The organism is Streptomyces sp. NBC_00212 (assembly GCF_045206365.1).
In the GTDB taxonomy this organism is placed as follows: domain Bacteria; phylum Actinomycetota; class Actinomycetes; order Streptomycetales; family Streptomycetaceae; genus Streptomyces.
In genome coordinates this window covers 6,634,140-6,659,209 of the sequence record NZ_CP108115.1, presented here as the reverse complement: position 1 = coordinate 6,659,209, position 25,070 = coordinate 6,634,140, and the positions used below count along the sequence as shown (strand labels likewise).

Here is a 25,070-nt window from a genome sequence, read left to right as displayed (position 1 = left end):
CCGACGGGGCCCGCACTCCGCACGTCCATCTCCGGCCCCGCCGCCACTCCGGATCGGCCTGCGAGGATCCCTCCATGGCCGACGCCGTCCGCATCAGCATCCCCCAGCACGCCGGGGCGCCGCTCGTCGTGGGCGTCGGCGCCTCGAAGGGCGTGTCCGAGGACGAGGTGCTCGGGCTGATCGAGGCGGCGCTGTCGGACGCGGGCCTCGATCCGCGCGCCGTCGCCGAACTGGCCACCCTGGATGCCAGGTCGAGGGAGCCGAGCGTCGTCGAAGCCGCGGCGAAGCTCGGGGTTCCGCTCGTCGCGTACGCCGCCGACGAGCTCGCGGCCGTCCCGGTGCCGCACGGCTCGGACGACGTACGTGCCGCCGTCGGCACCGGCTCCGTGGCGGAGGCCGCAGCCCTTGCCGGGGGTGGTGAACTGCTCGTGCCCAAGCGGAAGTCGAGCCCCGCCGGCCGTGCCGCCATGGCGACGTGTGCGATCGTACGTCGACCCCGCCTCCGGCCGTTCGCGGACGGACGCGACGGACCCCCCACCAGGAGCGAAGCCATGTCCATGCCTGCCACCGAGGCCCAGCACGATCTGCGTCACCACGGCGACGCCGAGGTCCGCGACGACGGCGACGAGCTGACCGATCTCGCGGTCAATGTCCGCACCGGCACTCCCCCGGCCTGGCTGCGGGAGCGCATCGCCGACTCGCTGACCGGCCTCGCCGCCTATCCGGACGGGCGCTCCGCGCGCGCGGCGGTGGCGGCGCGGCACGGCCTCCCGGTGGAGCGGGTGCTGCTGACGGCGGGGGCCGCGGAGGCATTCGTCCTGCTCGCCCGATCCCTGACGTTCCGTCACCCGATCGTGGTGCACCCGCAGTTCACCGAGCCGGAGGCGGCGCTGCGCGATGCGGGGCACGAGGTGCGGCGGGTTCTGCTGCGGGCCGAGGACGGCTTCCGGCTCGACCCCGCGGCCGTCCCCGAGGAGGCGGACCTGGTGGTGGTCGGCAACCCGACCAACCCCACGTCCGTACTGCACCCGGCCCGTACCCTGGCCCAACTCGCCCGTCCCGGGCGGACGTTGGTGGTGGACGAGGCGTTCCTGGACGCGGTGCCGGGCGAGCGCGAGGCCCTCGCGGGCCGCACCGACCTGCCCGGCCTGGTCGTGCTGCGCAGCCTGACCAAGACGTGGGGTCTGGCGGGGCTGCGGATCGGTTACGTACTGGCGGACCCGGAGACCATCGCGGCCCTCCAGCGGGCCCAGCCACTGTGGCCGGTGTCGACTCCGGCGCTGGTCGCGGCGAGCGCCTGCATGGAGCCCCGGGCGCTGGCGGAGGCCGAGGCGGCCGCCGTGGGTGCCGCGGAGGACCGGGCCCATCTCCTGGCCGGGCTCGCGGAGTTCGACGAGGTGACGGCGGTCGAGCCGGCCGAGGGCCCCTTCGTACTCGTACGGATCGAGGGCGCGGCGGAAGTCCGGGAACGACTGCGCACGCTCGGGTTCGCGGCTCGGCGCGGCGACACGTTCCCGGGGCTCGGGCCCGAGTGGCTGCGTCTGGCGGTCCGCGACCGCGCCACCACCAACCGCTTCCTCCAGGCCCTGGACCAGTCCCTGACCCTGACGGCCCGCTGAGCCCGGGAGCCCACCCTGGGGCTCCGCCCCAGACCCCGGATGCCCCCACCCCACCCCTTCCCGAGACCCTCCGGGGGTGAAAGGGGGGAAGCCGGGTTTCCTGGGGCTCCGCCCCAGACCCCGTTCGCGCCTGAAGGGCGCTCGTCCTCAAACGCCGGACGGGCTGAAATGCTCCGGTGCTGGCCAGCATGGACGCTGCTAGGGGCGCGGGGCTGTGACATTGTGCGGCTCCGCCGCGTGGGCGCGAGCAACCACGCACGGTCTGCGGTCAGAGGCGGCGTTAGGGGCGCGGAGAACTGCGCGACCAGCCATCCACCGCCCGCAGGCCGAAGGACATCGCGGGTCCGGGGCGCAGCCCCGGGGAAGCCCTCGCCGCATCCTGCCGGGGACCGGAGGGCGGGCGGCACGCATCCCCTCGCACCGCCCGCCCCCCGGAGGGGTCAGTCCCGGCCGCCCCGCGCCCGCACCCGGGTCAGCACCAGCGCCCCCGCCCCACCCACGAGCAGCACCGCCGCCCCACCCGCGAGGTACGGCGTGGCAGAACTCCCCCCGGTCTCCGCCAATTTCGTATCCGCCGCGACGCTCTGCGTCTTCACCGCCGTGGAGACGGGACCCGCGTCCGGGTCCGCCGCGGCCGGTGTCGGCTTCGCGGGCGCCTTGGGCGACTCGCAGGTCGCCTCGGCGAGGGTGACCTCGCCCTTGACGACGGCGACGTTCAGATGGAGCGGGTTGACCGAGACCTTCAGCTGAAGGGCGACGGCCGCCGCGGTGCGCGAGGTGGTCGTGGCCTTCGACAGGTCGAGGGCGACCTCGCCGACCCCCGGCACCCGCACCCTCGTGGCCCCGCCCGCCGACAGCGTGACCTTCCTGCCGAGCACGGTCACCGCCCCCAGCACATTCGACTTGGCGACCGGCGTACGGCCCGCCTCGCAGACCGCGCTTGAGGTCACCTCCCGCACCTCGACGAGGGAGAGCAGCGGAAGCCCGGGCACGTGCAGCCGGGCGTTGACCAGCCGCGACGACCCCTCCGCCCGCTTCGCGTCGACGCTCGCCCCGGCCGTGGCCACGTCCGCCTTCAGGACATCGACGGGTTGCCCGCCGCCGACCCCGTCCAGCTTCACGGTCAGCGCGGTCTTCTCGGCACCGGCCGGCGCCTGCACCTCGTTGAGCGTGGCCTTGAGCGGTACGTCGACGGCCTTGTCGAGCAGGGACACATCGAGCCCGGTGCGCAGCACGACGGCGCTCGCCCGGCCGCCGCCCCCACCCTCGACGCCGGTGGCCCGCGCGGGCGCGGCGAGCAGCAGCGGCCCGGCGGCGAGCGCCACGCAGGCCGCGACCGCGGCGGAGCGGCGGCCCGCCGGACGACGGGTGGCCGGACCGTTCGCGGGCAGGCAGAAGGGCAGGCCGAAGTTGTTGCTGTTCAAAGTGGTGGAACCCCCACAGGAGACATGACTGGCCGGACGCCCGCCACGGGGACTCGTGGGACTCCTGCGAATCGAGGGGCGCACCGGCGACTTGGGACACCGAATCTTTACGCACTGAGAGTGAACTGGCGGTCACCTGGCGCGAGTTCATCCCAAAGGGTGGTTTCCGTTCCCATATTCGATTCTTTCGACACGGGCGTTCCCTTCCGTCACCCCCGACATCGCCCCGCACCCCATACGCCGCCCCACCACCCCGGCGTACGCATGAAGAACTTCAACGACCCAGCCGCGCCACGCGTAACGTCCGGTCAACCGGGCAATGTATTGGACAGCTCGATTCAAAACGGTGCTACGGTACGACCATGGCCCGACCGAGACAGTTCGACGAGGAGCGGGCCCTGGACGCGGCGATGCGCGCCTTCTGGGCGAACGGCTACGAGGCCACCTCGACCCAGGACCTGTGCGAGGCCACCGGACTGGGCCGCAGCAGCATCTACAACACGTTCGTCAGCAAGCACGACCTCTTCGAGCGGGCACTCGGCCGCTATGTCGACATGATGACGGCGACCCAGCTCGAACTCCTCCAGGACGAGCGGCTCGGCCCTCTGGAACGGATCCGGGCCCTGTTCGCCACGGTCGTCGACGGCGAGATGAAGGAGCGCCGGGACGGGCGCGGCATCGGCTGCCTCGCGGTCAACGCCACGGTCGAGCTCGCCCGCCGCGACGCCAGGGCCGCCGCCCTCCTGGAACGCGACCTGGCCCGGCGTCTCGACGCACTGCGTACGGTCATCGCCACCGGCCGGAGCGCCGGCGAGATCACCTCCCGGCGCGATCCGCTCACCCTCGCCCGCTATCTCAACTCGGTGATCGCCGGGCTGCGAGTGGCCGGCCAGGGCGGCGCCGACCGCGCCGACCTGGAGGGCATCATCGACACGGCCATGGACGCCCTGGCCCACTGAGCCACTGACCCTCCGTCAACTCCCGTCAAGTCCCGCCGAATTCCGCCCAGTTGACGCACGCCCCAGTTTTGTACTGAACAATCCATAACCAGCAACACCCCCGAACAGGAGCACACCTGTCATGCCTCGCGCCGTTTACGTACTGGCCCTGGGGATCTTCGCCATGGTCACCAGCGAGTTCGTCGTCGCCGGACTGATGCCGCAGATGGCGGCGGGCCTCGATGTCACCGTCCCCCAAATCGGCTATCTCATCACCGCGTTCGCGCTGGCGATGGCGTTCGGAGGCCCGTTCCTGACCGTGACCGTGATGCGGCTGCCGCAGAGACAGGCGCTGATGGTGCTGTTCGGCGTCTTCCTGGTCGGCAATGTGCTGGCCGCGACCGCCACCACGTACGCGGTCATGCTGCTCGCCCGGATCGTCACGGGCACGGCCTCGCAGGCGTTCTTCGGTGTCTCGCTGTCGATCTGCGCCCAGCTGGCCCGCCCCGAGGAACGCGGCCGGGCCACGTCCGTCGCGCTCAACGGGCTGATGCTCGGCACCCTCCTCGGGCTGCCGCTCTCCACCCTGATAGGCGAACACCTGGGCTGGCGCACCGCGTTCTGGGCCATCACCGTACTGACCGTGGCCGCCGCCCTGTGCACCCTTGCCGGGGTGCCCCGGCTCGGCCGGGCCGAGGACGGCGGGGGCTTCGTCAAGGAGCTGGCGGTCTTCCGGCGCCCCGGGCTGTGGCTGGCGCTCGTCACCAGCACGTTCATCATCGGCGCGACCTTCTCCGCGTTCAGCTACTTCAATCCGATCCTGACCGAGGTCACCGGGTTCGGCAGCGGGGCCGTCCCGGTGCTGCTCATCGCGTACGGGGCCGCGACCGTGATCGGCAACCACGTGGTCGGCCGGCTCGCCGACCGGTACGCCCTGAACGTGCTCGCGGCCGGGCTCGCGCTGAACCTGCTCTTCCTCACCGGGTTCGCGCTGCTCGCCCACCTCGCCCTGCCCGCCGTGGTGTTCATGCTGGGCATCGGCCTTGTCGGGGTCACCATGAACCCGGCGATGGTCACGCGCGTCCAGCGCATCGCCAACGCCCGGCCGCTGGTGAACTCGGTGCACGCCTCGTTCATCACGCTCGGCGTCGGCATCGGCTCCTCGCTCGGCGGGGTCGGCGTCACCCACTTCGGCCTCCGGGCGCCGCTGTGGCTCGGCGCGGGGCTTGCCGCGCTCGGCGTCCTCAGCCTGCTGCCCGAGCTGGCCGCCCGCCGGCGCGCCCGTGAACTCACCATCCCGGAACGGGAGTTGGTCAGCCCACAACGCGCCCGTTGAGCACGATCCGGCTCGGCGCGGCAAGGGCCCGGACGTCCGCGCGCGGGTCCTGGTCGTAGACCACCAGGTCCGCCGGGGCGCCCTCTTCGAGGACGGGGCGGCCGAGCCACGCCCGGGCGCCCCAGGCCGTCGCCGAGAGCGCGTCGACCGGCGGGATGCCCGCCTTCACGAGCTCGGCGACCTCGGCGGCGACCAGGCCGTGGGCGAGCGAGCCGCCCGCGTCCGTGCCGACGAAGACGGGGATCCCCGCGTCGTAGGCCGAGCGCACCGTGTCGTAGCGGCGCTCGTACAACCGCCGCATGTGGGCGGCCCAGTCGGGGAACTTGGCCTCGCCGCCGTCGGCCATGTGCGGGAACGTGGCGATGTTGACCAGCGTCGGGACGATCGCCACGCCGCGCTCGGCGAACAGCGGGATGGTGTCCTCGGTCAGGCCCGTGGCGTGCTCGACGCAGTCGATGCCCGCCTCGACCAGGTCCCTGAGCGAGTCCTCGGCGAAGCAGTGCGCGGTGACCCGGGCGCCGAGCCGGTGGGCCTCGGCGATCGCGGCCTCGACCTCGCCGCGCGGCCAGCACGCGGTCAGATCGCCCTCGTCCCGGTCGATCCAGTCGCCGACCAGCTTGACCCAGCCGTCGCCGCGCCGCGCCTCCTGGGCGACGTAGGCGACGAGGTCGCCGGGCTCGATCTCGTGGGCGTAGTTGCGGATGTAGCGGCGGGTGCGGGCGATGTGCCGGCCCGCCCTGATGATCTTCGGTAGGTCCTCGCGGTCGTCGACCCAGCGGGTGTCGGAGGGCGAGCCCGCGTCGCGGAGCAGCAGCGTCCCGGCGTCGCGATCGGTGAGGGCCTGCTTCTCGCTCACCTCGTCCGGCACCGGGCCGTGCTTGTCGAGCCCGACGTGGCAGTGCGCGTCGACCAGGCCCGGCAGCACCCAGCCGGTCACGGTGAGGGCTTCCCCCGGGGGCCGCTCGTAGGTGATCCGCCCGTCGACCGCCCACAGCTCGTCCCGTACATCCTCGGGTCCCGCGAGGACGCGCCCCTTCACATGCAGCACCGTGCGATCGCTCATGGTCAGCACTGTACGAGGCGCTGGGTAGTCTCCATCCAGAGGATCGAACACCCGACTCGACCCCCGACTCGACCCCCGACCTGATCGAAGAAGGCATCGCCGTGACACACCCGCTCCTGGATCTGGCCCCGCTGGCCGCCGACCACTTCGCGGCGATCGAGCGCCGCGTGGCCGCCCTGCTCGACACCGGGCAGGACGTGGTGATCATGCAGGGCGAGGCACTGCTCCCCCTGGAGGGCTGCATCCGCGGCGCCGCGCACCCCGGCTCCGCCGCGCTGAACGTGGTGACCGGGCCGTACGGGCAGACCTTCGGCAACTGGCTGCGCGACTGCGGGGCCGAGGTGATCGATCTGGAGGTGCCGTTCCATGCGGCGGTCACCGCGGAGCAGATCGATCGATCGCTCACCGAACACCCGGAGATCGATTTCGTTTCGCTCGTTCATGCGGAGGCGGCGACCGGCAATACGAACCCGGTCGCGGAGATCGGCGAGGTCGTGCGCCGGCACGGCGCCCTGTTCATGCTGGACGCGGTGGCCTCGGTGGCCGCCGAGCCGCTGCTGCCCGACGCCTGGGGCGTGGACCTGTGCGTGATCGGCGCACAGAAGGCGATGGGCGGCCCGGCCGGCGTCTCGGCGGTCTCGGTCAGCGCCCGTGCCTGGGAGCGGATCGCCGCCAACCCGAACGCACCGCGCCGCTCCTACCTCTCCCTCCTGGACTGGAAGCAGCGCTGGATCGACGGCGGCCGCAAGGCCCTGCTGCACGCGCCCGCGCAGTTGGAGATGCTCGCCCTTGAGGCGTGCGTGGAGCGCATCGAGTCCGAGGGCCTGGCCGCGGTGACGGCCCGGCACGCCTCGGCCGCCGCCGCGACCCGGGCGGGCTCCGTGGCGCTGGGCGGCGGGCTCACCCCGTACGTCCACGAGGCCGCGGACGCCGCCCCGGTGGCCACAACTCTGCGCGCCCCGGCCGGAGTCGACGCCTCGGAGCTGGTCGCCAAGGCGCTCGCCTCCGACCCCTCGCTGCCGTTGATCGCCGGTGGCGGGGCGCTGGCCTCGACGATGATCCGGGTCAACCACTACGGCGTGGACGCCACCCGCGGCGTCGTCCAGTCCTCGCTCGCGGCGCTGGGGGCGGCACTCGGCGAGTACGGAATCGCGGTGGACCTGGAAGCTGCCCGCAAGGCCGTTTCCGAAACCTGGTGACACTTTTTCCGCGTTCCTCCGGCGGGTAAATCACAACTGAATTCCGCAAAACGATCCACACAACGGGAAGCTGCCTATCCATCGCAGCTTCCCGTTTTCTTCTGCCCCGACTTTCCGACCTCAAACGCAAAGGTTTCAACAAGGTTCCGGGGCCGTCACAGGGGTGTGATCGACTCCACAACCCTGCCCTTTTGTCCGGTAATTCCCGGACAAACCGGTTCGCGCGCATGCTCGCGTGATAACACGGATGACCTTCTGGCACACCCCCTCACGGGAATGCGATTTCAATTTCCGGTCGGTAAATTCCCTCGGCATGACCGCCGCGCAAACAGCAGTCCGTATCGAAAGCCCACGAGTGGAGGACGGAGCCGCGATCTGGCGCATCGCCCGTGACTCCGAGGTACTCGACCTCAACTCCTCGTACAGCTATCTGCTCTGGTGCCGCGACTTCGCCGGGACCTCCGCCGTCGCCCGCGACGACGCCGGCGAGCCGATCGCGTTCATCACCGGCTACGTACGGCCCGAGCGTCCCGGCACCCTGGTCGTCTGGCAGGTCGCCGTCGACCACGCCCACCGGGGCCACGGGCTCGCCGGACTGCTGCTCGAAGCGCTGACCGCGAAGGTGTCCGCCTCGCACGGGATCACCGGCGTCGAGACGACGGTGTCGCCGGACAACACCCCCTCCGACCGGCTCTTCACCTCGTACGCCAAGCGGCGCGGCGCCACTCTCGACCGTGAACTCCTCTTCGATGCGGGCCTGTTCCCCGACGACGGGCACCAGCCCGAAGTCCTCTACCGCATCGGCCCCCTCCACCCCCAGGGAGAATCGCTGTGACCATCACCCCGCCCGCCCTCAGTGTCTTCGAGTCGCTCGAATCGGAGGTGCGCAGCTACTGCCGCGGCTGGCCCGCCGTGTTCGACCGCGCGCAGGGTGCCCGCCTCACCGACGAGGACGGCCACAGCTACCTGGACTTCTTCGCCGGGGCCGGATCACTCAACTACGGCCACAACAACCCCGTACTGAAACGGGCGTTGATCGACTACATCGAGCGGGACGGCATCACGCACGGCCTGGACATGGCGACGACCGCGAAACGGGCGTTCCTGGAGACGTTCCAGAACGTGGTCCTGCGCCCGCGCGACCTGCCGTACAAGGTCATGTTCCCCGGCCCGACCGGCACCAACGCGGTGGAGGCCGCGCTGAAGCTGGCCCGCAAGGTGAAGGGCCGCGAGTCGATCGTCTCCTTCACCAACGCCTTCCACGGCATGTCGCTCGGCTCGCTCGCGGTGACCGGCAACGCCTTCAAGCGGGCCGGGGCCGGCATCCCGCTGGTGCACGGCACGCCGATGCCGTTCGACAACTACCTCGACGGCCGGGTGCCCGACTTCCTGTGGTTCGAGCGGCTCCTGGAGGACCAGGGCTCCGGCCTCAACAAGCCGGCCGCCGTGATCGTGGAGACCGTGCAGGGCGAGGGCGGCATCAACGTGGCCCGCGCCGAGTGGCTGCGCGCGCTCGCCGACCTGTGCCGGCGCCGCGACATGCTGCTCATCGTCGACGACATCCAGATGGGCTGCGGGCGCACCGGCGCGTTCTTCTCCTTCGAGGAGGCGGGCATCGTGCCGGACATCGTCACCGTCTCCAAGTCGATCAGCGGCTACGGACTCCCCCTGTCGCTCTGCCTGTTCAAGGGCGAGCTCGACGTGTGGGAGCCCGGCGAGCACAACGGCACCTTCCGCGGCAACAACCCGGCGTTCGTCACCGCGACCGCCGCGCTCGACGCGTACTGGGCCGACGGCCAGATGGAGAAGCACACCCTGGCCCGCGGCGAGCAGGTCGAGCAGGCGCTGCTCGCGCTGTGCGCCGAGCACGGCCGGCTCGGCGCGAGCTACCGGGGCCGGGGCCTGGTCTGGGGCCTGGAGTTCGCCGACCCGGCCCGCGCCTCCGAGGTCTGCGCCCGCGCCTTCGAGCTCGGGCTGCTCCTGGAGACCTCCGGGCCGCAGAGCGAGGTGGTCAAGCTGCTGCCGCCGCTGACCATCACGCCCGACGAACTGGACGAGGGCCTGCGGACGCTGGCCCGCGCGGTCGCCGCGACCGTCTGACCGGCCCCGCACCCCACCGACATACACAGCCTGCGTACCCAGCCTGCGCAGACAGCGAAGAGAGAAAGGCACCAACTCACCGTGATCGTCCGCTCGTTCAAGGACATCGAGAACACCGACCGCCATGTGAAGGCCGCCTCCGGCACCTGGGAGAGCAAGCGGATCGTGCTCGCGAAGGAGAAGGTCGGCTTCTCCCTGCACGAGACCGTCCTGTACGCGGGCACCGAGACCTCCATGTGGTACGCCAACCACATCGAGGCCGTGCTGTGCACCGAGGGCGAGGCCGAGCTCACCGACGACGAGACCGGCGAGACCCACTGGATCGCGCCGGGCACGATGTATCTCCTCGACGGCCACGAGCGCCACACCCTGCGCCCCAAGACCGACTTCCGCTGCGTCTGCGTCTTCAACCCGCCCGTCACCGGACGGGAGGACCACGACGAGAACGGCGTCTACCCCCTGCTGACCGAACCCGAGGAGGGCTGACCATGACCGCCCAGGATCTCTACCCCACCCGTGGCACCGCCGAGGTGATCACGCCCCGCCAGGACCCGGTCGTCTGGGGCCCGTCCGCCGGGCTCGAATCGTTCGAGCGGGACGGCTTCCTCGCGATCGAAGATCTGCTCACGGACGACGAAGTATCGCTCTATCGCTCGGAACTTGAGCGATTGATCGCCGATCCTTCCGTACGTGCCGATGAGCGGTCGATCATCGAACCGCAGTCGCAGTCCGTGCGTTCGGTCTTCGAGGTGCACCGGATCAGCGAGCTCTTCGGGCGGCTCGTGCACGACGAGCGGGTGGTGGGCACGGCCCGGCGGATCCTCGGCTCGGACGTGTACGTCCACCAGTCGCGGATCAACGTGAAGCCGGGCTTCGGCGCCTCGGGCTTCTACTGGCACTCGGACTTCGAGACCTGGCACGCCGAGGACGGCCTGCCGCGGATGCGGGCGGTGTCCGTCTCGATCGCGCTGACCGAGAACCACGACACCAACGGCGGCCTGATGATCATGCCCAGCTCGCACCGGGACTTCCTCGGCTGCGAGGGCGCCACCCCGAAGGACAACTACAAGAAGTCCCTCCAGATGCAGGACGCGGGGACGCCGTCCGACGAGGCGCTCACGAAGATGGCCGACCGGCACGGCATCCGGCTGTTCACCGGCCGGGCGGGCTCGGCCACCTGGTTCGACTGCAACGCGATGCACGGCTCCGGGGACAACATCACCCCGTACCCGCGCAGCAACGTCTTCATCGTCTTCAACAGCGTGGAGAACGCGGCGCAGGATCCGTTCGCGGCCCCGATCCGCCGACCGGAGTTCATCGGGGCGAGGGATTTCACGCCGGTGAGGTGAAGCGCTTCCCGGCCGGGGGTCCGGGGGTTGCCCCCGGAAGACACAGCACTCCGGTGAGGTGAAGCGCTTTCCCGGCCAGGGGTTCCCGGTACGCCGAACTGCCCCCGGCCGGGGGCCCCGCCCACAGAGATCGTTGGTACGGTCCCCCCATGTCCATGGTCGATGAATCTTCGCGAACTCCCGTCACCGCCGCCGACGTCGAGCACGCCGTGCGCCTTTCGGTGACCGCGCTGCGGGCCGGGCTCGCGGCGGACTGGGGTGTGAAGGCCGGAACGCTGGAGTGGGACTGCTGGGAGACCGTCGAGCACCTCTCGGACGATCTCTTCGCCTACGCGGTGCAGCTCGGTCCCGCCCAGCCGCCGCTGGACGGCGAGGTGCCGTACCTGTGGGAGGCGAAACGTCCCGGCGGCCCCCGCAACGCGGTGCACGCGGACCGCGCGGCGGGGCCGGCCGGGCTGCTCCAGGCCCTGGAGGCGAGCGGCGCCCTGCTCACCGCGATGGTCCGCACCACCTCGCCGGAGGTGCGGGCGTACCACGGCTTCGGCGTCTCGGATCCGGAGGGATTCGGGGCGATGGGCATCGTGGAGACCCTGCTGCACACGCACGACGTGGCCGAGGGGCTCGGTCTTGCCTGGGCCCCGCCGGCCGGACTGTGCGACCGGGTGCTCGCCCGGCTCTTCCGGGACGTGCCGGACGACCAGGACCGCTGGCGGGTGCTGCTCTGGGCCACCGGCCGGGCGGATCTGCCGGGGCGGGCCCGCCCGGACAAGTGGCGCTGGTACGGCGAACCGCTCGGCTGACACCAGTCACTCGCACGACCGGACCGCTCAGCCCTGGTGCAGCCACACGCTGAGCGGTCCGGTCGTGGTGAAGCCCGCGCGCAGCGCCGCGGCCAGGTCGTCGCCGCTCTCGTAGCCGACGACGGCGAGGCCGGGCCAGACGCGGGCGACGGTGGCGAGGCAGCCTGCCCAGGCCGCGTCCTGGTCACCGTCGACCGCGTACAGGTTGGAGATGCCCACCACCTGTCCGCTCCTGCTCGCGACGGCTCCCGCCACCACCTTTCCTTCCCGGTCGCGCTCCGCCAGGAAGGTGTGGGCGGATTCGGCGAGCAGTCCCGGCGGGAAGAGCCCTTCGCTGTCCCCGTCGGACCAGGCCCGCTCCCACTCGGCCAACTCGCCCTCGGCACGCAGGAGTTGCCACCCCTCGCCGGTGGCTCGCGGGGCCGGGCGATGGATCCACTCAGCCTCGAAGAGCACCTCGAAGCCGTCGCCGGTCAGGTCGAGCGAGGCGAAGCTGTCCTTCACCGAGGCGCCCGGTGCCGCGAGGTCGATACGGCCGACGATGTCGCGGGGCGAGGCCTCGGGGGTGAGCGTCACGGCGTCCGGATAGTAGAGCGGGGTTCTGCGCGGGCTGGTCCAGGCGTACGGTCCCGTTTCCCCCGCGATGCCGTGCGCGCGGCAGAGCGCGGCGCACCATTCGGCGTTGTTGCGGACGGCTTCGCGCACGCGCCCGGTGTCACTGGTGTCCATGGTCACGGCCCGATCCTGCATACTCCTCCCGGGCCGTGACCAGCGGATTTCACGCGTCGAGCGCCGGGTAGTCGGTGTAGCCGCGGTCGTCGCCGCCGAAGAACGTGGAGCGGTCGGGGGTGTTGTAGGGGCCGCCCGCCCTGAGCCGGGCCGGCAGGTCCGGGTTGGCGAGGAAGAGGGCGCCGTAGGAGATGAGGTCGGCGGTGCCGTCCTCGACGAGGGCGAGCGCGTCGGGCCCGGTCGGCCCAGCGGTCGCCGCGTTCAGGATGAACGTGCCCGAGAAGGACTTGCGCAGCTGAAGCGTGAACTCCCGCTGCTCCGGGCTGCCTTCGAGGAGGTGCAGGTAGGCGAGGCCCAGCGGTTCGAGGGCGGCGACGAGCGCGGTGTAGGTCGGCTGCGGCTCGGGCTCGGCGATGTCGTTGTACGGGTTGCCGGGCGAGAGGCGGATGGCGGTGCGCTCGGGGCCGATCTCGGCGACGACGGCCTTGGCGACCTCGACGGCGAAGCGGATGCGGCCTTCGACCGAGCCGCCCCAGCCGTCGTCGCGCACATTGGAGTTGGGCGCGAGGAACTGGTGGATGAGGTAGCCGTTGGCGCCGTGCAGCTCGACCCCGTCGAAGCCCGCCTCGATGGCGTTGCGGGCGGCGGACACGAACTCGCCGATGGTGACCTGGATCTGGTCCTCGCTCAGCGCCTGCGGGGTGACGAACGGCTTCGGCCCCTCGTGGGTGTAGACCTGCCCCTCGGCGGCCACCGCGGACGGGGCCACGTTGATCAGCCCGTCGGGCAGCAGATCGGGGTGGCCGATCCGGCCCGTGTGCATCAGCTGGGCGAAGATCCGGCCGCCCTTGGCGTGCACGGCGTCGGCGACCTTGCGCCAGGCCGCGATCTGCTCGGCGCTGTGCAGTCCGGCGGTGTCGGGGTAGCCCTGGCCGACCACGGAGGGCTGGACGCCCTCGGTGATGACGAGCCCCGCCGAGGCGCGCTGGGCGTAGTACTCAGCCGTCGAGGAGGTCGGCGAGTTCCCCGGGCCGTGGGCGCGGCTGCGGGTCATCGGCGCCAGGGCGATGCGGTTGGCGAGCCGGGTGCCGGCCAGGTCGATCGGATCGAAAGCGGTGGTCACAACGGCCTCCAGGGAGACATGACGGGCGAATATGTGGTCGGCCAAGTAATGCCGCCGAGAGCCACTGTAGCGCAATACTTGGCCGACCAAGGTAATCTTGACGCATGACCTCCGAAGACCCCGCCTGTACCGAGTACTCCCGCCTGCCGAGCGCCGCGAGCTGCGGCCCGTTCAGTCACGCGGTCTCCCGGGTGGCCCGCCTCCACCGCTTCACCGCGGGCCGCCTGCTGCGCGACATCGGGCTCTACCCGGGCCAGGAGTTCCTGATGATGCACCTGTGGGACGCGGGGGCGACCCGGCAGTCCGAGTTGATCAGGCTGCTCGATCTCGACCCCTCGACGGTCACCAAGATGCTCCAGCGCCTGGAGCAGGCGGGCTATGTGCGGCGCAGCCCGGACCCGAAGGACCGGCGCGCCTCGCTGGTCGAGGCGACCGAGGACAGCCTCGTACTCCACGAGCGGGTGAAGGCGGCCTGGAACGAGCTGGAGCAGCAGACCCTGGCCGGCCTCGACGCGGCCGAACGGGCCGAGCTGACACGGCTGTTGGGGAAGGTCGAGGCCAACCTGTGCCCTACGGCGGGTGACGGCGCCGGCTGCTGACGGCGGGGCGGCCGGGGAGCCCCCCCCCCGGCCGTACGCGGCCCCGGCCGCGGCCGCGACTCCGGCTCAGCGGGCGGGCAGCAGGTCGAGCAGCCGGTCGACGTCCTCGGCCGAGGTGTAGAGGTGGAAGGCCGCACGCAGGTTGCCGGCCCGGTTGGAGAGCTCGATGCCCGAGCGGCTCAGCTCCTCCTGGCGGTGGCCGAGCCCCGGCACCGCGACGATCGCCGAGCCCGGCGCGGCCACCGGCTCGTATCCGAGAGGCGCGAGCCCGGCGCGGAAGCGGTCGGCGAGCGCGGTGTTGTGCGCGCGGATGCGTTCGGTGCCCAGCTCCTCGACCAGCGCGAGGGAATGCCGGGCCCCGGTGTACGAGAAGAGCGCCGGGCTCTCGTCGAACCGCCGCGCGGAGTGGGCGAGTTCCTCGACCGGCCCGTAGCAGCTGTCCCACGGGTGCTCGCCGGCCACCCAGCCCGCGAAGATCGGGTTCAGGCCGCCGAGGTCGTCGGGGACGGTGAGGAAGGCGACCCCGCGCGGGGTGGTCAGCCACTTGAAGCCGACGGTCACCGTGAAGTCGTACGCGTCGGCGTCGACCGGGTACCAGCCCGCGCCCTGGGACACGTCGACCAGGGTCCGGGTGCCGTGGGCGCGGGCGGCCTCGCGGATCGCGGCGAGGTCGGCGATGCGCCCGTCGGCGGACTGGACCGCGCTGACCGCGACCAGCGCGGTGCCCGGCCGCACCGCCTCGGCGAGCCGCTCCAGCGGGGCGGTGCGCACCTTCAGGTCGCGGCGCATGTGGAACGGGTTCACCACCGAGCTGAAGTCGGCCTCCGCGACCAGGACTTCGGAGCCTTCGGGCAGCGAGGCCGCGACGAGCCCGGTGTAGACGGCGACGGACGCACCGGCCGCGACGCGCCGCACGGGCACGCCGGCGATCCGGGCGTAGGCGGCGCGGGCCGCCTCCACGTCGCCGAACATGTCGGTCGGCGCCCCGGCGGCCGAGGCGGCCACGGCTTCGCCCATGGCCGCCACGGTCCGGGCGGGCAGCAGCCCGGTGCTCGCGGTGTTGAGGTAGGTGGTCTGCGGCGCGAATTCGCCGCGCGCGAGGGAGTCCAGTTCCATGACTCCACCCTGAATCCCCGCCAACCCCAAGTCAATTGGGCAAAATTGACTGATGCCCCTAAGCAACCCTTATGAAAGGGCCCTCAGCGGGGAACCTCGCACCCCTCGGGGCCGCAGGCCTCGGCGTCGCCCTCGATGGTCTTCAGGGCCGGGGTGTGCGCCTGCCAGGCCTGATCGAGGGCCTGCGTGAAGACCTCGGCGGGCTGGCCGCCGGAGATCCCGTACTTGCGGTCGAGCACGAAGAACGGGACGGCGTTGGCGCCGAGCTCGGCCGCCTCCCGCTCGTCCGCGCGCACCTCGTCGGCGTAGGCGTCCTCGTCGGCGAGGACCGTACGGACCTCGTCGGCGTCCAGGCCGGCCGCGACCGCGATCTCGACCAGGACCTCGGCGTCGAAGACGGAGCGCTCCTCGGCGAAGTTGGCCCGGTAGGCGAGGTCGAGCAGCTCGCTCTGGCGGCCGCGGGCCTTGGCCAGGTGCAGGACGCGGTGGATGTCGAAGGTGTTGCCGTGGTCGCGGCCGTCGGCCAGGTACCCCAGGCCCTCGGCGTGCGCGTTGGACGCGACGTGCGCCTCCATGTCGCGAGCCTCCTCGATGGTGCGGCCGTACTTCTTGGCCAGCATCGGGATCACCGGGCCGACGTCGCCCTTGGCCCGGTTCGGGTCGAGCTCGAAGGAGCGGTGGACCACCTCGATGTCGTCGCGGTGGGCGAACTCCGCCAGGCCCTTCTCGAAGCGGGCCTTCCCGATGTAGCACCACGGGCAGGCGATGTCGCTCCAGATCTCGACGCGCATGTCACTTCTCTCAGTTTGTTGAAGGTCGTACGTTTTACGCCAACGCGCGGGGTGCCCGGCCCATTCCCGCAGGGCCCTCCCGGCTCAGGCCGCCGCCGTCAGCCTGCTGAAGGTGGCCCGGTAGGTGCTCGGCGTCAGCCCGGTGCGCCGTACGAGGTGGCCGCGCAGCGAGTCCGCGCTGCCCAGGCCGCTGGCGTCGGCGACCTGGTCCATGGCGAGGGTGGTCGTCTCCAGGAGCTCCTTGGCCCGCTCGATGCGCTGGTGAAGGAGCCACTGGAGCGGGCTCACCCCGCTCTCGGCGTGGAAGCGCCGGGTCAGGGTGCGCACGCTGACGCCCGCGTGCCGGGCCAGGTCGGTCAGGGTGAGCGGCTTGTCGAGGTTGCGCATCGCCCAGCCCCGGGTGTCCGCGCAGACCGCCCCGCGCTCGGCGGGCAGCGGGGTCTGGGTGAACTGGGTCTGCCCGCCCGGCCGCACCGGTGCGACCAGCGTCCGGCGGGCCACCGTGTTGGCGACGGCGGCGCCGTAGTCGGTGCGGATGACGTGCAGGCACAGGTCGATCCCGGCCGCGTACCCGGACGAGGTCATGACATTGCCGTCCTGGACGTACAGGACGTCGCCCTTGAGGTCGAGCGCCGGGTAGCGCCTGCGCAGCTCCTCGGCGAGCTCCCAGTACGTGGTGGCGCTGCGGCCGTCGAGCAGCCCGGCCTCGGCGAGCACGAAGGCGCCGCTGCAGATGGACGCGATGCGCACGCCCTCGGCGGCCGCCTTCGCGACCGCGGCCACCGTGCGCGGGTCGGGCTCGTAGCGCTGTCCGGTACCGGCGACGAGGATCGTGTCGGCGCCCTCGACCGCGTCCAGGCCCCGGCCCACGTACAGGTCGAGGCCGGCGGTCGTGGCGATCGGGCCCGGCTCGGGGGTGCAGACGACCACCTCGTACCCGGGCCCGCCGTCCACCTCGACCTTGCTGAAGAGCAGCTCGGGGATGGCGAGGTTGAACATCGAGACGGGCGAGGGCGCGATGACGGCGACCCGGTGCAGCGGCATGGCCAGAACCTCCGGACGTATGGCATTCAGGCCACTACTGTACGCGGCTCGCCCTCGCCAGGCTGGGGGCATGTCACCGAACGCCGCACTCCAAGCCCCGCCCGCCGACCACCGGTTGACCCCGAAGCCGCCGCGCGGGGCCTCCCCCGCCCTCACTCTCGCCGCCTCCCTGCTGGGCTTCGCGCTGATCACCCTGGACGCGTCCGTGGTGAACGTGGCGCTGCCGGCGATCGGAAGCGACCTCGGCGGCGGCATGTCCGGGCTCCAGTGGGTGGTGGACGCCTACACCCTCGCGTTCGCCGCGCTGATGCTCTCGACGGGGGCCTTCGCCGACCGGGTCGGCTCGGCGAAGGCGTACGCGCTGGGCACGGTCGTCTTCACCCTGGCCTCGGCGGCCTGCGGCCTGGCCCCGAACCTGGACGTACTGATCGGCGCCCGAGTCGTACAGGGCGTGGCGGCGGCGGTGGTGCTGCCGGCCTCCCTCGCCCTGGTCCGCCAGGCCTATCCGGACCCGGCGCGGAGGGCCAGGGCGGTGGCGCTCTGGGCGGCCGGAGGTTCGGTCGCGGTCGCGCTCGGCCCGGTCGCGGGCGGCGCGCTGACCACGGTGTGGGACTGGCGCGGCATCTTCTTCATCAACCTGCCCCTCGGCCTCGCCGCGCTCGCCCTGACCGCCCGCGCCCCGCGCACCGAGCGCCGTCCCGCGCCGCTCGACCTGCCGGGCCAGCTGGCGGCGGCGATCGCGCTCGCCGCGCTCGCCTTCGCGGTGATCGAGCAGGGCACGGTACGGATCGTGGCGGGCGCCCTCGCGCTGGCCGCCGGGGTGACGTTCTGGCTGATCGAGCGCCGCGTCGCGCACCCGGTGGTGCCGCTCGGCCTGTTCCGCAACCGGACGGTGGTCGTCGCCATCGGCGCGGGCGCCGCGGCCAGCGTCGCCTTCTACGGGGTGATCTTCGTCTTCAGCCTCTACTTCCAGCGGGTGCGCGGGGAATCCGCCCTGACGGCCGGCCTGATGTTCCTCCCGATGACCGCACTGATCCCGGTGGTGAACGTGCTGTCGGGGAAGCTGTCGAACCGGTACGGGCCGCGCGTCCCGATGCTGATCGGCCAACTCCTCGCCCTGGCCGGGCTGTTGGTGCTCCTCCTGGCCGACGAGCACACCCCCGCGCTGCTCGCCGCGTTCCTGATGGTCCCGCTCGCGCTGGGCTGCGGCATCTCGGTTCCCGCGCTGACCGCCGCGATGATGGAAGCGCTGCCGCAGGAGCGGGCGGGTCTTGCGGCGGGCGTCCTCAACGCGGGCCGGCAGGTCGCGGGGGCGCTGAGCATCGCGGTGTTCGGCACGATGGTCGCGGGCGAGGGGGGTTTCGTTCCGGGGCTGCGGGCGAGTCTGCTGGTTGCGGCGGGGTTGTTCGCGCTGTCGGCGCTGGCGACGCTGCGGCTGCGGCCGGCCGAGTGATCCCCACCCCGCCCCTTCCCGAGACCCTCCGGGGGTGGGGAGGTTCGGCTGCGGGCCGTGCGTGGCTGGTCGCGCAGTTCCCCGCGCCCCTAGCAGGGTTGATCCTGGCCGGCACCGACATCTTCAGCCTGTCATGGGGGTCCCCCCTGGCCCTTAAGGCCTTGGGGGAGTTTGAGGACGAGCGCCCTTCAGGCGCGAACGGGGTCTGGGGCGGAGCCCCAGGAGTCCTTCAACCCCCGGAGGCCACGCGGCGGAGCCGCAGAGTGTTACAGCGGGAAGGGGTGGGGTGGGGGTTCAACCGGGGTCTGGGGCGGAGCCCCAGGAAAACGGCCTCCCCGGGTCAGGTTCCGTCCCGTAGGGCCTTCGGGGCGTACCCCCGGAACTCCACCGAGTCGAACGCCACCGCACACCCCTCGCCCGCAGGCGACTGCGCCAGGAACCCGACCCGTGCCACCCCGCTCTCCTGAGCCGTGCCGAGCGCGAAGACCCGGACGAAGATCCAGCGTTCGCCATCCGTCGAGGCGTGGAAGGCGAACGCCTTGCCGGTCCGGCTGACCCGCAGCCAGACGCTGTCCCCCTCCACCTCCCAGGAGTTCGCGTCGTCGGAGAGCCCCCGCGTGACGACCGTGCAGATCGTCGGCCGCCGCGGCGAGAGCTCCAGGCAGAGCTTGGCCCACTGCCGCTCGCCGACATGGACGTACAGGACGCCCGCGTCGAAGGGCGCCTCGAACGAGACGGTCGCCCGCGCGATCAGCTGGAAGTCTCCCGCGGGGGCGGTCCCGAGCAGCCGGGGCGCGTCGGAGGCGGGCTCCAGGCCCTCCCCGGCCGGCGGCACGAACCGGTCCTGGCGGGCTCCGGCGCGTACCGAGAGGACACCGTCGTCGTACGTCCAGGGCACGACCGGCCCGAACTGCTCCAGCGGGAAGGGCAGTTCGGGCAGGCGCAGCGTCATCCGAGCGTGCCGTTCACGCGGCGGGGCAGCCCCAGCGGGTTGTCGTCGCGCAGCTCGGGCGGCAGCAGGGCCTGGGGGGTGCTCTGGTACGTGACCGGGCGCAGCCAGCGCTCCACGGCGGTGGCGCCGACCGACGTGGAGGTGGAGGTCGTCGCCGGGTAGGGGCCGCCGTGGTGCTGGGCGGGGGCGACCGCGACCCCGGTGGGCCAGCCGTCGACCAGCACGCGACCGGCCAACTTGGTCAGTTCCGCGAGGAGTTGAGGCCCGGATCCCTCGCCCGCCGCCTCGGCGGAGGACAGCTGGAGGGTCGCGGTGAGGTTGCCCGGCAGGCGGGAGAGCACCGCGCCGATCTCGGACTCGTCCGCGTACCGGGCGACGACGGTGACCGGGCCGAAGCACTCCTCCAGGAGCAGGTCGTGCTCGCCCTCCGTGGCAAGGAGCGCCGCCGGTACGGTCAGGAATCCGCCGCTCACCGTGTGCTCGCCGCCCGCGCCGGGCGTCACCGGGGCCTCGACGCCCGGCAGTGCGGCCCGCTCGGCGACCCCGGCGACGAACGCGTCCCGCATCCGGTGGTCGAGCATGACCCCGGCTTCGGTGTCGCTGACGGTGGCCGTCAGGGCCTTGAGCAGGGCGTCGCCCGCCTCGCCCCCGGGAGCGAGCACGAAGCCCGGCTTGGTGCAGAACTGGCCGACGCCCATGGTCATCGAGGCGCCGAGCCCGGCCCCGATCCGCTCGCCGCGCTCCTCGGCGGCGGCGGTCGTCACCACGACGGGGTTCAGCGAGCCGAGCTCGCCGTGGAAGGGGATGGGCACGGGCCGCGCGGCCGCCGCGTCGAACAGCGCCCGCCCGCCGCGCACCGACCCGGTGAACCCGGCGGCCGACACCAGCGGATGGCGTACGAGCTCGACGCCCGCGGTGAAGCCGTGCACCAGGACCACGACGTCCTCGGGGAGGCCGACCCTAGCTGCCGCGCGGCGAAGGAGCGAGACGCAGAGCTCCGAGGTCGCCGGGTGGTCGGGGTGTGCCTTGACGACGACCGGGCAGCCGGCCGCGAGCGCGCTCGCGGTGTCGCCGCCAGGCACGGAGAAGGCCAGCGGGAAGTTGGAGGCCGCGTAGACGGCGACGACGCCGAGCGGGATCTTGACGCGCCTGAGGTCCGGCCACGGCGGGGTGCGGGCCGGGTCGGCGTGGTCGATGCGTATGTCGAGGAAGGAGCCGTCCTCGACGGCCTCGGCGAACGCCCTCAACTGGGCGGTGGTCCGGGCCAGTTCGCCCTTCAGGCGGACCGGGCCGAGCGCCGTCTCGGCGTCGGCGGCCTCCACCACGTGCTCGGCCGAGGCGTCCAGGAGGTCGGCCGCGGTCCGCAGGAACACGGCGCGTACGCTCAGGCCGGCCAGCGCACCGCGCGCGGCGTGGGCTGCCCGGACGGCCTGGTCGACCTCTTCGGGCGTGGCTTCGACCGCAACCTCTTCACGCGGCTTCCCCGTTCGGGGGTCGACACTCCAGACTGGTGCTGCTGCGCTCACCGCGTTGTCCTTCCACTGCCGGTCCGCTCCTGCCGCCCACCAGGACTTGTTCGGTATTCTGAACAGAGTTCCCGATGCTGAATATGCTGGGACTCTATTGATGGGCGTTCCGCCTTGGCAAGAAGCCTCGGCGAGAAGGAGCGGGGTGCTGGATGTCGGCTGCCGATTCAGGTGGAGCACAGGTCAAGTCCGCGGTGCGGACCGTCGAGTTGCTGGAGTATTTCGCGGGGCGGCCCGGAATGCACTCCCTCGCCGCGGTCCAGGAAGCGGTTGGCTACCCGAAGTCCAGTTTGTACATGCTTCTGCGCACCCTGGTCGAGCTCGGCTGGGTGGAGACCGACGCGACGGGCACCCGGTACGGCATCGGCGTGCGGGCCCTGCTGGTCGGCACCTCGTACATCGACGGCGACGAGGTGGTCGCGGCGGCCCGCCCCACCCTGGACCGGCTCTCGGACGACACCACCGAGACGATCCACCTCGCGCGCCTCGACGGCACGAACGTGGTCTACCTCGCCACCCGCCAGTCCCAGCACTACCTGCGCCCGTTCACCCGGGTCGGCCGACGCCTGCCGGCCCACTCGACCTCGCTCGGCAAGGCGCTGCTCGCCACCCACAGCGACGAGCAGGTGCGCAAGCTGCTCCCGGAGACCCTCCAGCAGCTCACCGAGCACACCATCACCGACCGCGAGAAGCTCATCGAGGAGCTGCACCTCATCCGCGAGCAGGGCTACGCCGTGGACCGCGAGGAGAACACGCTGGGCCTGCGCTGCTTCGGCGTCGCGATCCCGTACCGCACCCCGGCCCGCGACGCGATCAGCTGCTCGGTGCCGGTGGCCCGGCTCACCCCGGCCCACGAACAGATGGTGAAGGACGCCCTGTTCGACGCGCGGGACCGCCTGACCCTGGCGACCCGCCGCCTCTGACCAGGCTCGCCCCGCCTCCCCCGCGCGGCGGAGGCGGATCGTCGGGGCGCACGACGCGGTGGGGCGGGGCCGCGCGGGAGCGTGAGGGCATGACCACCGTCGCCCCGCCGCGCCCCGCCCTTCGACCCGCTCTGCGGGCCGCCGCCATCGCCGCCTGCCTGCCCTACCTCTGCCTCAAGATCGCCTGGGTCGCGGGCAGCCACCTGGGCATCCCGGACCACAGCGTCCTGCTCGCCCACCGCGCCTCGATGGCGGCGGCCAACAGCGCCTCGGTGCTCATGGACTCGTGCGTGATCGTCCTCGCGCTGCTCCTGACCCGGCCGTGGGGGCTGCGGGTGAAGGCCTGGCTGCTCGCGCTGCCGATGTGGCTCGCCACCGGCCTGCTCGCGCCGGTCATGACCGGATACCCCCTCCAGCTCCTGGTGCGCGCGCTGAGCGGCACCGCCATCGGTGAGCCTTCCGACCCGGCGAGCGCTCCGTTCCTCGACGAGTGGGTCTTCGGCGTCGTCTACACCGGTTTCATCATCCAGGGCCTCGCGCTCGGCACCCTGTTCGCGCTGTATGCCCGCGACCGCTGGGGCCACCTGTGGCGCGGCCGGCTCGGCGAGCTCCCGCACGTCACGGTGCGGCCCGCGCTGCGGACGGCCGCCGGCGCCGTGGCGGTGCTTTCGCTCCTTCCGGCCGGGATGCACCTGCTGTGGTCGACGGGTTCGGCGGCGGGCCTGAGCCCGTCCATGGCCGAGGGGCGGACGGCCGACCAGTACGTCGTGGAGGCGGTGTTCGCGGCATTCGCCGTGCTCGGCGCGGCAGGTGTGCTGATGGTCGCGTTCGGGCTCGGGCGGTCGCTGCCGCTCCGGGTGCCGCTGGCCCTGGCGTGGCTCGGTTCGGGCGCCACCGCCTGCTGGGGCGGCTGGCTGTGGCTCTCCGCTCTCACGGTCACGGACCGCGCGGCGGACGGGCCCACCGCGCTGATGGACCTCACTTACGCTGTGCAGATGATCGTCGGGACGCTGGTCGTCACCCTGGGCGCCCGGTTCTTCGCCGAGCGCCGCCACCCGGGCCGTACCCCGTGATGCGGGCTCTGTTCGGCATACGGGCCCGGCACCGCTGGGTCCATCTGGTCATCGGCGGGGCCCTGTTGATGCCGTACTTCCTGGTGGGCTCGGTCATCGTCGGCTCTTCCGCGCCCGGGGTCAGCTCCTTCGACTCGTTCCCGCGTGCGCTCGTCACCTTCGCCGTCGCGCTGCCGTTCGCCGCCGTCACCGGCCTGGTGCCGATCGCCCGGCCGCTGCTCGTGTTCGGTGCGCGGGCGCTGTGCGGGGTCGATCCTTCGGCGCTCGCCGACGGTCCCGCCCGCTCCCGCGACGCCCGCCTTCGCGCCTCCGCCTGGTACACGCTGCATGTCGCGCTCGGCGGGATCCTGAGCGGGATGAGCCTGGCGCTGCCCCCGTTCACGGTGTTCCTGATCGCGCTGCCCGCCTTCCCCGGCCTGCGCCACACCGTGTACAGCACCGGCGGACCGCTCGCCACCGGCTGGGGCATGGCGTGCGCCCCGGTCGCCGGGATCGCGATGCTGCTGGGCCTCGCGGCCTGTTCGGCGGCGGCCGGGGCGCTGCTCGCCCGGCTCGCGCCGGTGCTGCTCGGCCCGTCGCCGGCCGACAAGTTGGCCGCCGCCGAGCAGCGCGCGGCGGAGCTCGCCGTACGCAACCGGCTGGCGCGCGAGCTGCACGACTCGGTGGGCCACGCCCTGAGCGCGGTGACGCTCCAGGCGAGCGCGGCCCGCCGCGTCCTGGACTCGGACCCCGAGTTCGTACGCGAGGCGCTCGCCGCCATCGAGGAGACCACCCGGCGCACGGTCGGCGAACTCGACTCCGTCCTCGGCCTGTTGCGCCAGGACGACGGCGATCTCGCGACCCCGGACCTCGCCGCCCTGGAGGGCCTGCTGTCCCGCACCGGCCTGAAGGTGACGTACTCCCTGAAGGGCGATCCGGCCTCGGTGCCCGAGCTCGTCTCCCGGGAGGCGTACCGCATCGTCCAGGAGGGCCTGAGCAACGCCCTTCGCCACGGCGGGAGTTCACCTGTCACCCTGCAAGTCGCCATAGGCGATGGAGAGTTGGTCCTTGTGATGGAGAACCCCCTGTCCGGGGCCGCGCCGGTGGTGCGGCCGGGCGGCGGACGCGGTCTGCGCGGGATCGCCGAGCGGGCCGTGCTGCTCGGCGGGCGCGCCTCGGCGGGCCCGGAGGGTGACGTCTGGCGGCTCGGCGCGCGCCTCCCGCTCGGCGGTGCGCGATGAGCGGCGCGATCCGGGTGGTGGTCGCCGACGACGAGCGGATGGTGCGCACGGCGCTGCGGGTGATCCTCGACGCCGAGCCCGACCTGGAGGTGGTCGGCGAGGCCACCACCGGCGCCGAGGCCGTCTCGGTCGTCCGCGCCAAGCTCCCCGACGTCGTCCTGATGGACGTCCGGATGCCGGAGATCGACGGTATCCGCGCCACCGAACAGATCCTGGCCACGCTCGCCGCACCGCCGAAGGTCGTGGTGGTCACGACCTTCGAGAACGACAGTTACGTGTACGACGCGCTGCGCGCGGGCGCCTGCGGGTTCCTCCTGAAGCGGGCCGCCGCCGAGGAGCTGATCCAGGCGGTCCGCCTGGTCGCCCGCAGCGACTCGCTCCTGTTCCCCGCGCAGGTCCGCGAGCTGGCCGCCCGCCACTCGTCCGCCCGCACCGCCGCCTGGACCGCCCGGCTCACCGAGCGCGAGGCGGAGGTCCTGAGCCTGATGACGACGGGCCTCACCAATGCGGAGATCGCGGGGCGCATCGGCGTGGGACCCGCCACCGTGAAGACCCATGTCGCCTCGGTCCTGGCCAAGACGGGCACCCGCGACCGCACCCAGGCGGTGATCGCGGCGTACGAGTCGGGCTTCGTGCGGCCCCGATGACGGTTTCCCGATGAAGGTTTCCTGAGAAACCGGGACAACCGGAACT

General features: G+C 72.4%; 24 protein-coding genes. 15 read left to right on the top strand and 9 right to left on the bottom strand.

Translation table 11 applies throughout. The features are described 5' to 3' along the window. The first annotated feature begins 74 nt into the window (after positions 1-74). On the top strand, positions 75-1,619 hold the full coding sequence (gene cobC / locus OHA17_RS30320) for an Rv2231c family pyridoxal phosphate-dependent protein CobC (protein ID WP_406509176.1): 1,545 nt from the start codon (positions 75-77) through the stop codon (positions 1,617-1,619). Positions 1,620-2,059: 440 nt separating this feature from the next. Here cobC and OHA17_RS30315 read toward each other — a convergent pair whose 3' ends face one another. Continuing rightward, on the bottom strand, positions 2,060-3,043 hold the full coding sequence (locus OHA17_RS30315; RefSeq protein ID WP_406509175.1) for an SCO1860 family LAETG-anchored protein: 984 nt from the start codon (positions 3,041-3,043) through the stop codon (positions 2,060-2,062). Between the two features lie 362 nt (positions 3,044-3,405). On the opposite strand from OHA17_RS30315, the gene OHA17_RS30310 reads away from it, so the two are divergent. Beyond that, on the top strand, positions 3,406-4,002 hold the full coding sequence (locus OHA17_RS30310) for a TetR/AcrR family transcriptional regulator (RefSeq protein WP_406509174.1): 597 nt from the start codon (positions 3,406-3,408) through the stop codon (positions 4,000-4,002). Positions 4,003-4,123: 121 nt separating this feature from the next. Then, entirely contained in the window at positions 4,124-5,317 is a 1,194-nt protein-coding gene (locus OHA17_RS30305; RefSeq protein ID WP_406509173.1) for an MFS transporter, read from the top strand. Here OHA17_RS30305 and OHA17_RS30300 read toward each other — a convergent pair. Beyond that, entirely contained in the window at positions 5,295-6,380 is a 1,086-nt protein-coding gene (locus OHA17_RS30300; RefSeq protein WP_406509172.1) for an amidohydrolase family protein, read from the bottom strand. The genes OHA17_RS30305 and OHA17_RS30300 overlap by 23 nt on opposite strands. A 101-nt stretch (positions 6,381-6,481) precedes the next feature. Between OHA17_RS30300 and OHA17_RS30295 the strand changes: the two genes are divergently transcribed. The 6 genes from OHA17_RS30295 to OHA17_RS30270 all read left to right on the top strand — a co-directional run bounded on the left by OHA17_RS30295 (position 6,482) and on the right by OHA17_RS30270 (position 11,828). Then, positions 6,482-7,579 carry a pyridoxal-phosphate-dependent aminotransferase family protein gene (locus tag OHA17_RS30295; protein ID WP_406509171.1) on the top strand — a complete coding sequence of 366 codons (1,098 nt, stop codon included), beginning with the start codon at positions 6,482-6,484 and terminating at the stop codon, positions 7,577-7,579. Positions 7,580-7,892: 313 nt separating this feature from the next. Next, complete coding sequence (gene ectA / locus OHA17_RS30290; protein WP_398876625.1) at positions 7,893-8,414, top strand: diaminobutyrate acetyltransferase; 522 nt, start codon at positions 7,893-7,895, stop codon at positions 8,412-8,414. Continuing rightward, positions 8,411-9,679 (top strand): diaminobutyrate--2-oxoglutarate transaminase, encoded by a 1,269-nt coding sequence (ectB, locus tag OHA17_RS30285; RefSeq protein ID WP_398876626.1) that lies wholly within the window; start codon positions 8,411-8,413, stop codon positions 9,677-9,679. The genes ectA and ectB overlap by 4 nt, the downstream gene beginning before the upstream one ends. 81 nt (positions 9,680-9,760) lie before the next feature. After that, complete coding sequence (locus OHA17_RS30280) at positions 9,761-10,165, top strand: ectoine synthase (protein WP_053729395.1); 405 nt, start codon at positions 9,761-9,763, stop codon at positions 10,163-10,165. 2 nt (positions 10,166-10,167) lie between these two features. Beyond that, complete coding sequence (thpD, locus tag OHA17_RS30275; protein ID WP_406509170.1) at positions 10,168-11,028, top strand: ectoine hydroxylase; 861 nt, start codon at positions 10,168-10,170, stop codon at positions 11,026-11,028. Between the two features lie 149 nt (positions 11,029-11,177). Beyond that, positions 11,178-11,828: a hypothetical protein gene (locus tag OHA17_RS30270; protein ID WP_406509169.1), complete on the top strand. Its 651-nt coding sequence runs from the start codon at positions 11,178-11,180 to the stop codon at positions 11,826-11,828. Positions 11,829-11,855: 27 nt separating this feature from the next. On the opposite strand, the gene OHA17_RS30265 is transcribed toward OHA17_RS30270, so the two are convergent. Both OHA17_RS30265 and OHA17_RS30260 read right to left on the bottom strand, forming a co-directional pair. Then, positions 11,856-12,557, bottom strand: a complete 702-nt coding sequence (locus OHA17_RS30265; RefSeq protein WP_406510851.1) for a hypothetical protein — start codon at positions 12,555-12,557, stop codon at positions 11,856-11,858. Positions 12,558-12,606: 49 nt separating this feature from the next. Further along, on the bottom strand, positions 12,607-13,680 hold the full coding sequence (locus tag OHA17_RS30260; protein WP_406509168.1) for an alkene reductase: 1,074 nt from the start codon (positions 13,678-13,680) through the stop codon (positions 12,607-12,609). 104 nt (positions 13,681-13,784) lie between these two features. Here OHA17_RS30260 and OHA17_RS30255 point away from each other — a divergent pair, with 104 nt between their 5' ends. Further along, positions 13,785-14,279, top strand: a complete 495-nt coding sequence (locus tag OHA17_RS30255) for a MarR family winged helix-turn-helix transcriptional regulator (RefSeq protein ID WP_406509167.1) — start codon at positions 13,785-13,787, stop codon at positions 14,277-14,279. A 66-nt stretch (positions 14,280-14,345) separates the two neighbouring features. Here the strand turns inward: OHA17_RS30255 and OHA17_RS30250 are convergent, their stop codons facing one another. The 3 genes from OHA17_RS30250 to OHA17_RS30240 all read right to left on the bottom strand — a co-directional run bounded on the left by OHA17_RS30250 (position 14,346) and on the right by OHA17_RS30240 (position 17,230). Next, positions 14,346-15,395 carry an aminotransferase class V-fold PLP-dependent enzyme gene (locus OHA17_RS30250; protein ID WP_398876632.1) on the bottom strand — a complete coding sequence of 350 codons (1,050 nt, stop codon included), beginning with the start codon at positions 15,393-15,395 and terminating at the stop codon, positions 14,346-14,348. An 83-nt stretch (positions 15,396-15,478) separates the two neighbouring features. Continuing rightward, entirely contained in the window at positions 15,479-16,186 is a 708-nt protein-coding gene (locus OHA17_RS30245) for a DsbA family oxidoreductase (RefSeq protein ID WP_406509166.1), read from the bottom strand. A gap of 84 nt (positions 16,187-16,270) precedes the next feature. Then, positions 16,271-17,230, bottom strand: coding sequence for a GlxA family transcriptional regulator (locus OHA17_RS30240; RefSeq protein ID WP_053729387.1), 960 nt, complete (start codon positions 17,228-17,230; stop codon positions 16,271-16,273). Between the two features lie 70 nt (positions 17,231-17,300). On the opposite strand from OHA17_RS30240, the gene OHA17_RS30235 reads away from it, so the two are divergent. Beyond that, on the top strand, positions 17,301-18,683 hold the full coding sequence (locus OHA17_RS30235; protein WP_406509165.1) for an MFS transporter: 1,383 nt from the start codon (positions 17,301-17,303) through the stop codon (positions 18,681-18,683). 340 nt (positions 18,684-19,023) lie between these two features. Here the strand turns inward: OHA17_RS30235 and OHA17_RS30230 are convergent, their stop codons facing one another. Both OHA17_RS30230 and OHA17_RS30225 read right to left on the bottom strand, forming a co-directional pair. Further along, positions 19,024-19,635 (bottom strand): DUF1349 domain-containing protein, encoded by a 612-nt coding sequence (locus OHA17_RS30230; protein ID WP_406509164.1) that lies wholly within the window; start codon positions 19,633-19,635, stop codon positions 19,024-19,026. After that, positions 19,632-21,161, bottom strand: a complete 1,530-nt coding sequence (locus OHA17_RS30225; RefSeq protein WP_406509163.1) for an aldehyde dehydrogenase (NADP(+)) — start codon at positions 21,159-21,161, stop codon at positions 19,632-19,634. The genes OHA17_RS30230 and OHA17_RS30225 overlap by 4 nt, the downstream gene beginning before the upstream one ends. Positions 21,162-21,313: 152 nt before the next feature. On the opposite strand from OHA17_RS30225, the gene OHA17_RS30220 reads away from it, so the two are divergent. From OHA17_RS30220 to OHA17_RS30205, 4 genes are all read left to right on the top strand, one after another. Continuing rightward, a complete protein-coding gene (locus tag OHA17_RS30220; protein ID WP_053729383.1) occupies positions 21,314-22,084 on the top strand; it encodes an IclR family transcriptional regulator in 771 nt (256 codons plus the stop codon). Between the two features lie 89 nt (positions 22,085-22,173). Further along, positions 22,174-23,157: a hypothetical protein gene (locus OHA17_RS30215; protein ID WP_406509162.1), complete on the top strand. Its 984-nt coding sequence runs from the start codon at positions 22,174-22,176 to the stop codon at positions 23,155-23,157. Beyond that, positions 23,157-24,377, top strand: coding sequence for a sensor histidine kinase (locus OHA17_RS30210; RefSeq protein ID WP_406509161.1), 1,221 nt, complete (start codon positions 23,157-23,159; stop codon positions 24,375-24,377). The genes OHA17_RS30215 and OHA17_RS30210 overlap by 1 nt, the downstream gene beginning before the upstream one ends. Continuing rightward, positions 24,374-25,024: a response regulator gene (locus OHA17_RS30205; protein ID WP_406509160.1), complete on the top strand. Its 651-nt coding sequence runs from the start codon at positions 24,374-24,376 to the stop codon at positions 25,022-25,024. Before OHA17_RS30210 ends, OHA17_RS30205 begins: the two co-directional genes overlap by 4 nt. Positions 25,025-25,070: the final 46 nt, after the last annotated feature.

Excerpts from the sequence above, each read along its gene's own strand:
- OHA17_RS30240 (WP_053729387.1), bottom strand. The coding sequence starts at position 17,230 with ATGCCGCTGCACCGGGTCGCCGTCATCGCGCCCTCGCCCGTCTCGATG.
- OHA17_RS30305 (WP_406509173.1), top strand. The coding sequence starts at position 4,124 with ATGCCTCGCGCCGTTTACGTACTGGCCCTGGGGATCTTCGCCATGGTC.
- ectA (WP_398876625.1), top strand. The coding sequence starts at position 7,893 with ATGACCGCCGCGCAAACAGCAGTCCGTATCGAAAGCCCACGAGTGGAG.
- OHA17_RS30245 (WP_406509166.1), bottom strand. The coding sequence starts at position 16,186 with ATGCGCGTCGAGATCTGGAGCGACATCGCCTGCCCGTGGTGCTACATC.
- OHA17_RS30220 (WP_053729383.1), top strand. The coding sequence starts at position 21,314 with ATGTCGGCTGCCGATTCAGGTGGAGCACAGGTCAAGTCCGCGGTGCGG.
- thpD (WP_406509170.1), top strand. The coding sequence starts at position 10,168 with ATGACCGCCCAGGATCTCTACCCCACCCGTGGCACCGCCGAGGTGATC.
- OHA17_RS30255 (WP_406509167.1), top strand. The coding sequence starts at position 13,785 with ATGACCTCCGAAGACCCCGCCTGTACCGAGTACTCCCGCCTGCCGAGC.
- OHA17_RS30310 (WP_406509174.1), top strand. The coding sequence starts at position 3,406 with ATGGCCCGACCGAGACAGTTCGACGAGGAGCGGGCCCTGGACGCGGCG.
- OHA17_RS30205 (WP_406509160.1), top strand. The coding sequence starts at position 24,374 with ATGAGCGGCGCGATCCGGGTGGTGGTCGCCGACGACGAGCGGATGGTG.
- OHA17_RS30215 (WP_406509162.1), top strand. The coding sequence starts at position 22,174 with ATGACCACCGTCGCCCCGCCGCGCCCCGCCCTTCGACCCGCTCTGCGG.
- OHA17_RS30300 (WP_406509172.1), bottom strand. The coding sequence starts at position 6,380 with ATGAGCGATCGCACGGTGCTGCATGTGAAGGGGCGCGTCCTCGCGGGA.
- OHA17_RS30210 (WP_406509161.1), top strand. The coding sequence starts at position 23,157 with ATGCGGGCTCTGTTCGGCATACGGGCCCGGCACCGCTGGGTCCATCTG.
- OHA17_RS30265 (WP_406510851.1), bottom strand. The coding sequence starts at position 12,557 with ATGGACACCAGTGACACCGGGCGCGTGCGCGAAGCCGTCCGCAACAAC.
- OHA17_RS30250 (WP_398876632.1), bottom strand. The coding sequence starts at position 15,395 with ATGGAACTGGACTCCCTCGCGCGCGGCGAATTCGCGCCGCAGACCACC.
- OHA17_RS30235 (WP_406509165.1), top strand. The coding sequence starts at position 17,301 with ATGTCACCGAACGCCGCACTCCAAGCCCCGCCCGCCGACCACCGGTTG.
- OHA17_RS30270 (WP_406509169.1), top strand. The coding sequence starts at position 11,178 with ATGTCCATGGTCGATGAATCTTCGCGAACTCCCGTCACCGCCGCCGAC.
- OHA17_RS30230 (WP_406509164.1), bottom strand. The coding sequence starts at position 19,635 with ATGACGCTGCGCCTGCCCGAACTGCCCTTCCCGCTGGAGCAGTTCGGG.
- cobC (WP_406509176.1), top strand. The coding sequence starts at position 75 with ATGGCCGACGCCGTCCGCATCAGCATCCCCCAGCACGCCGGGGCGCCG.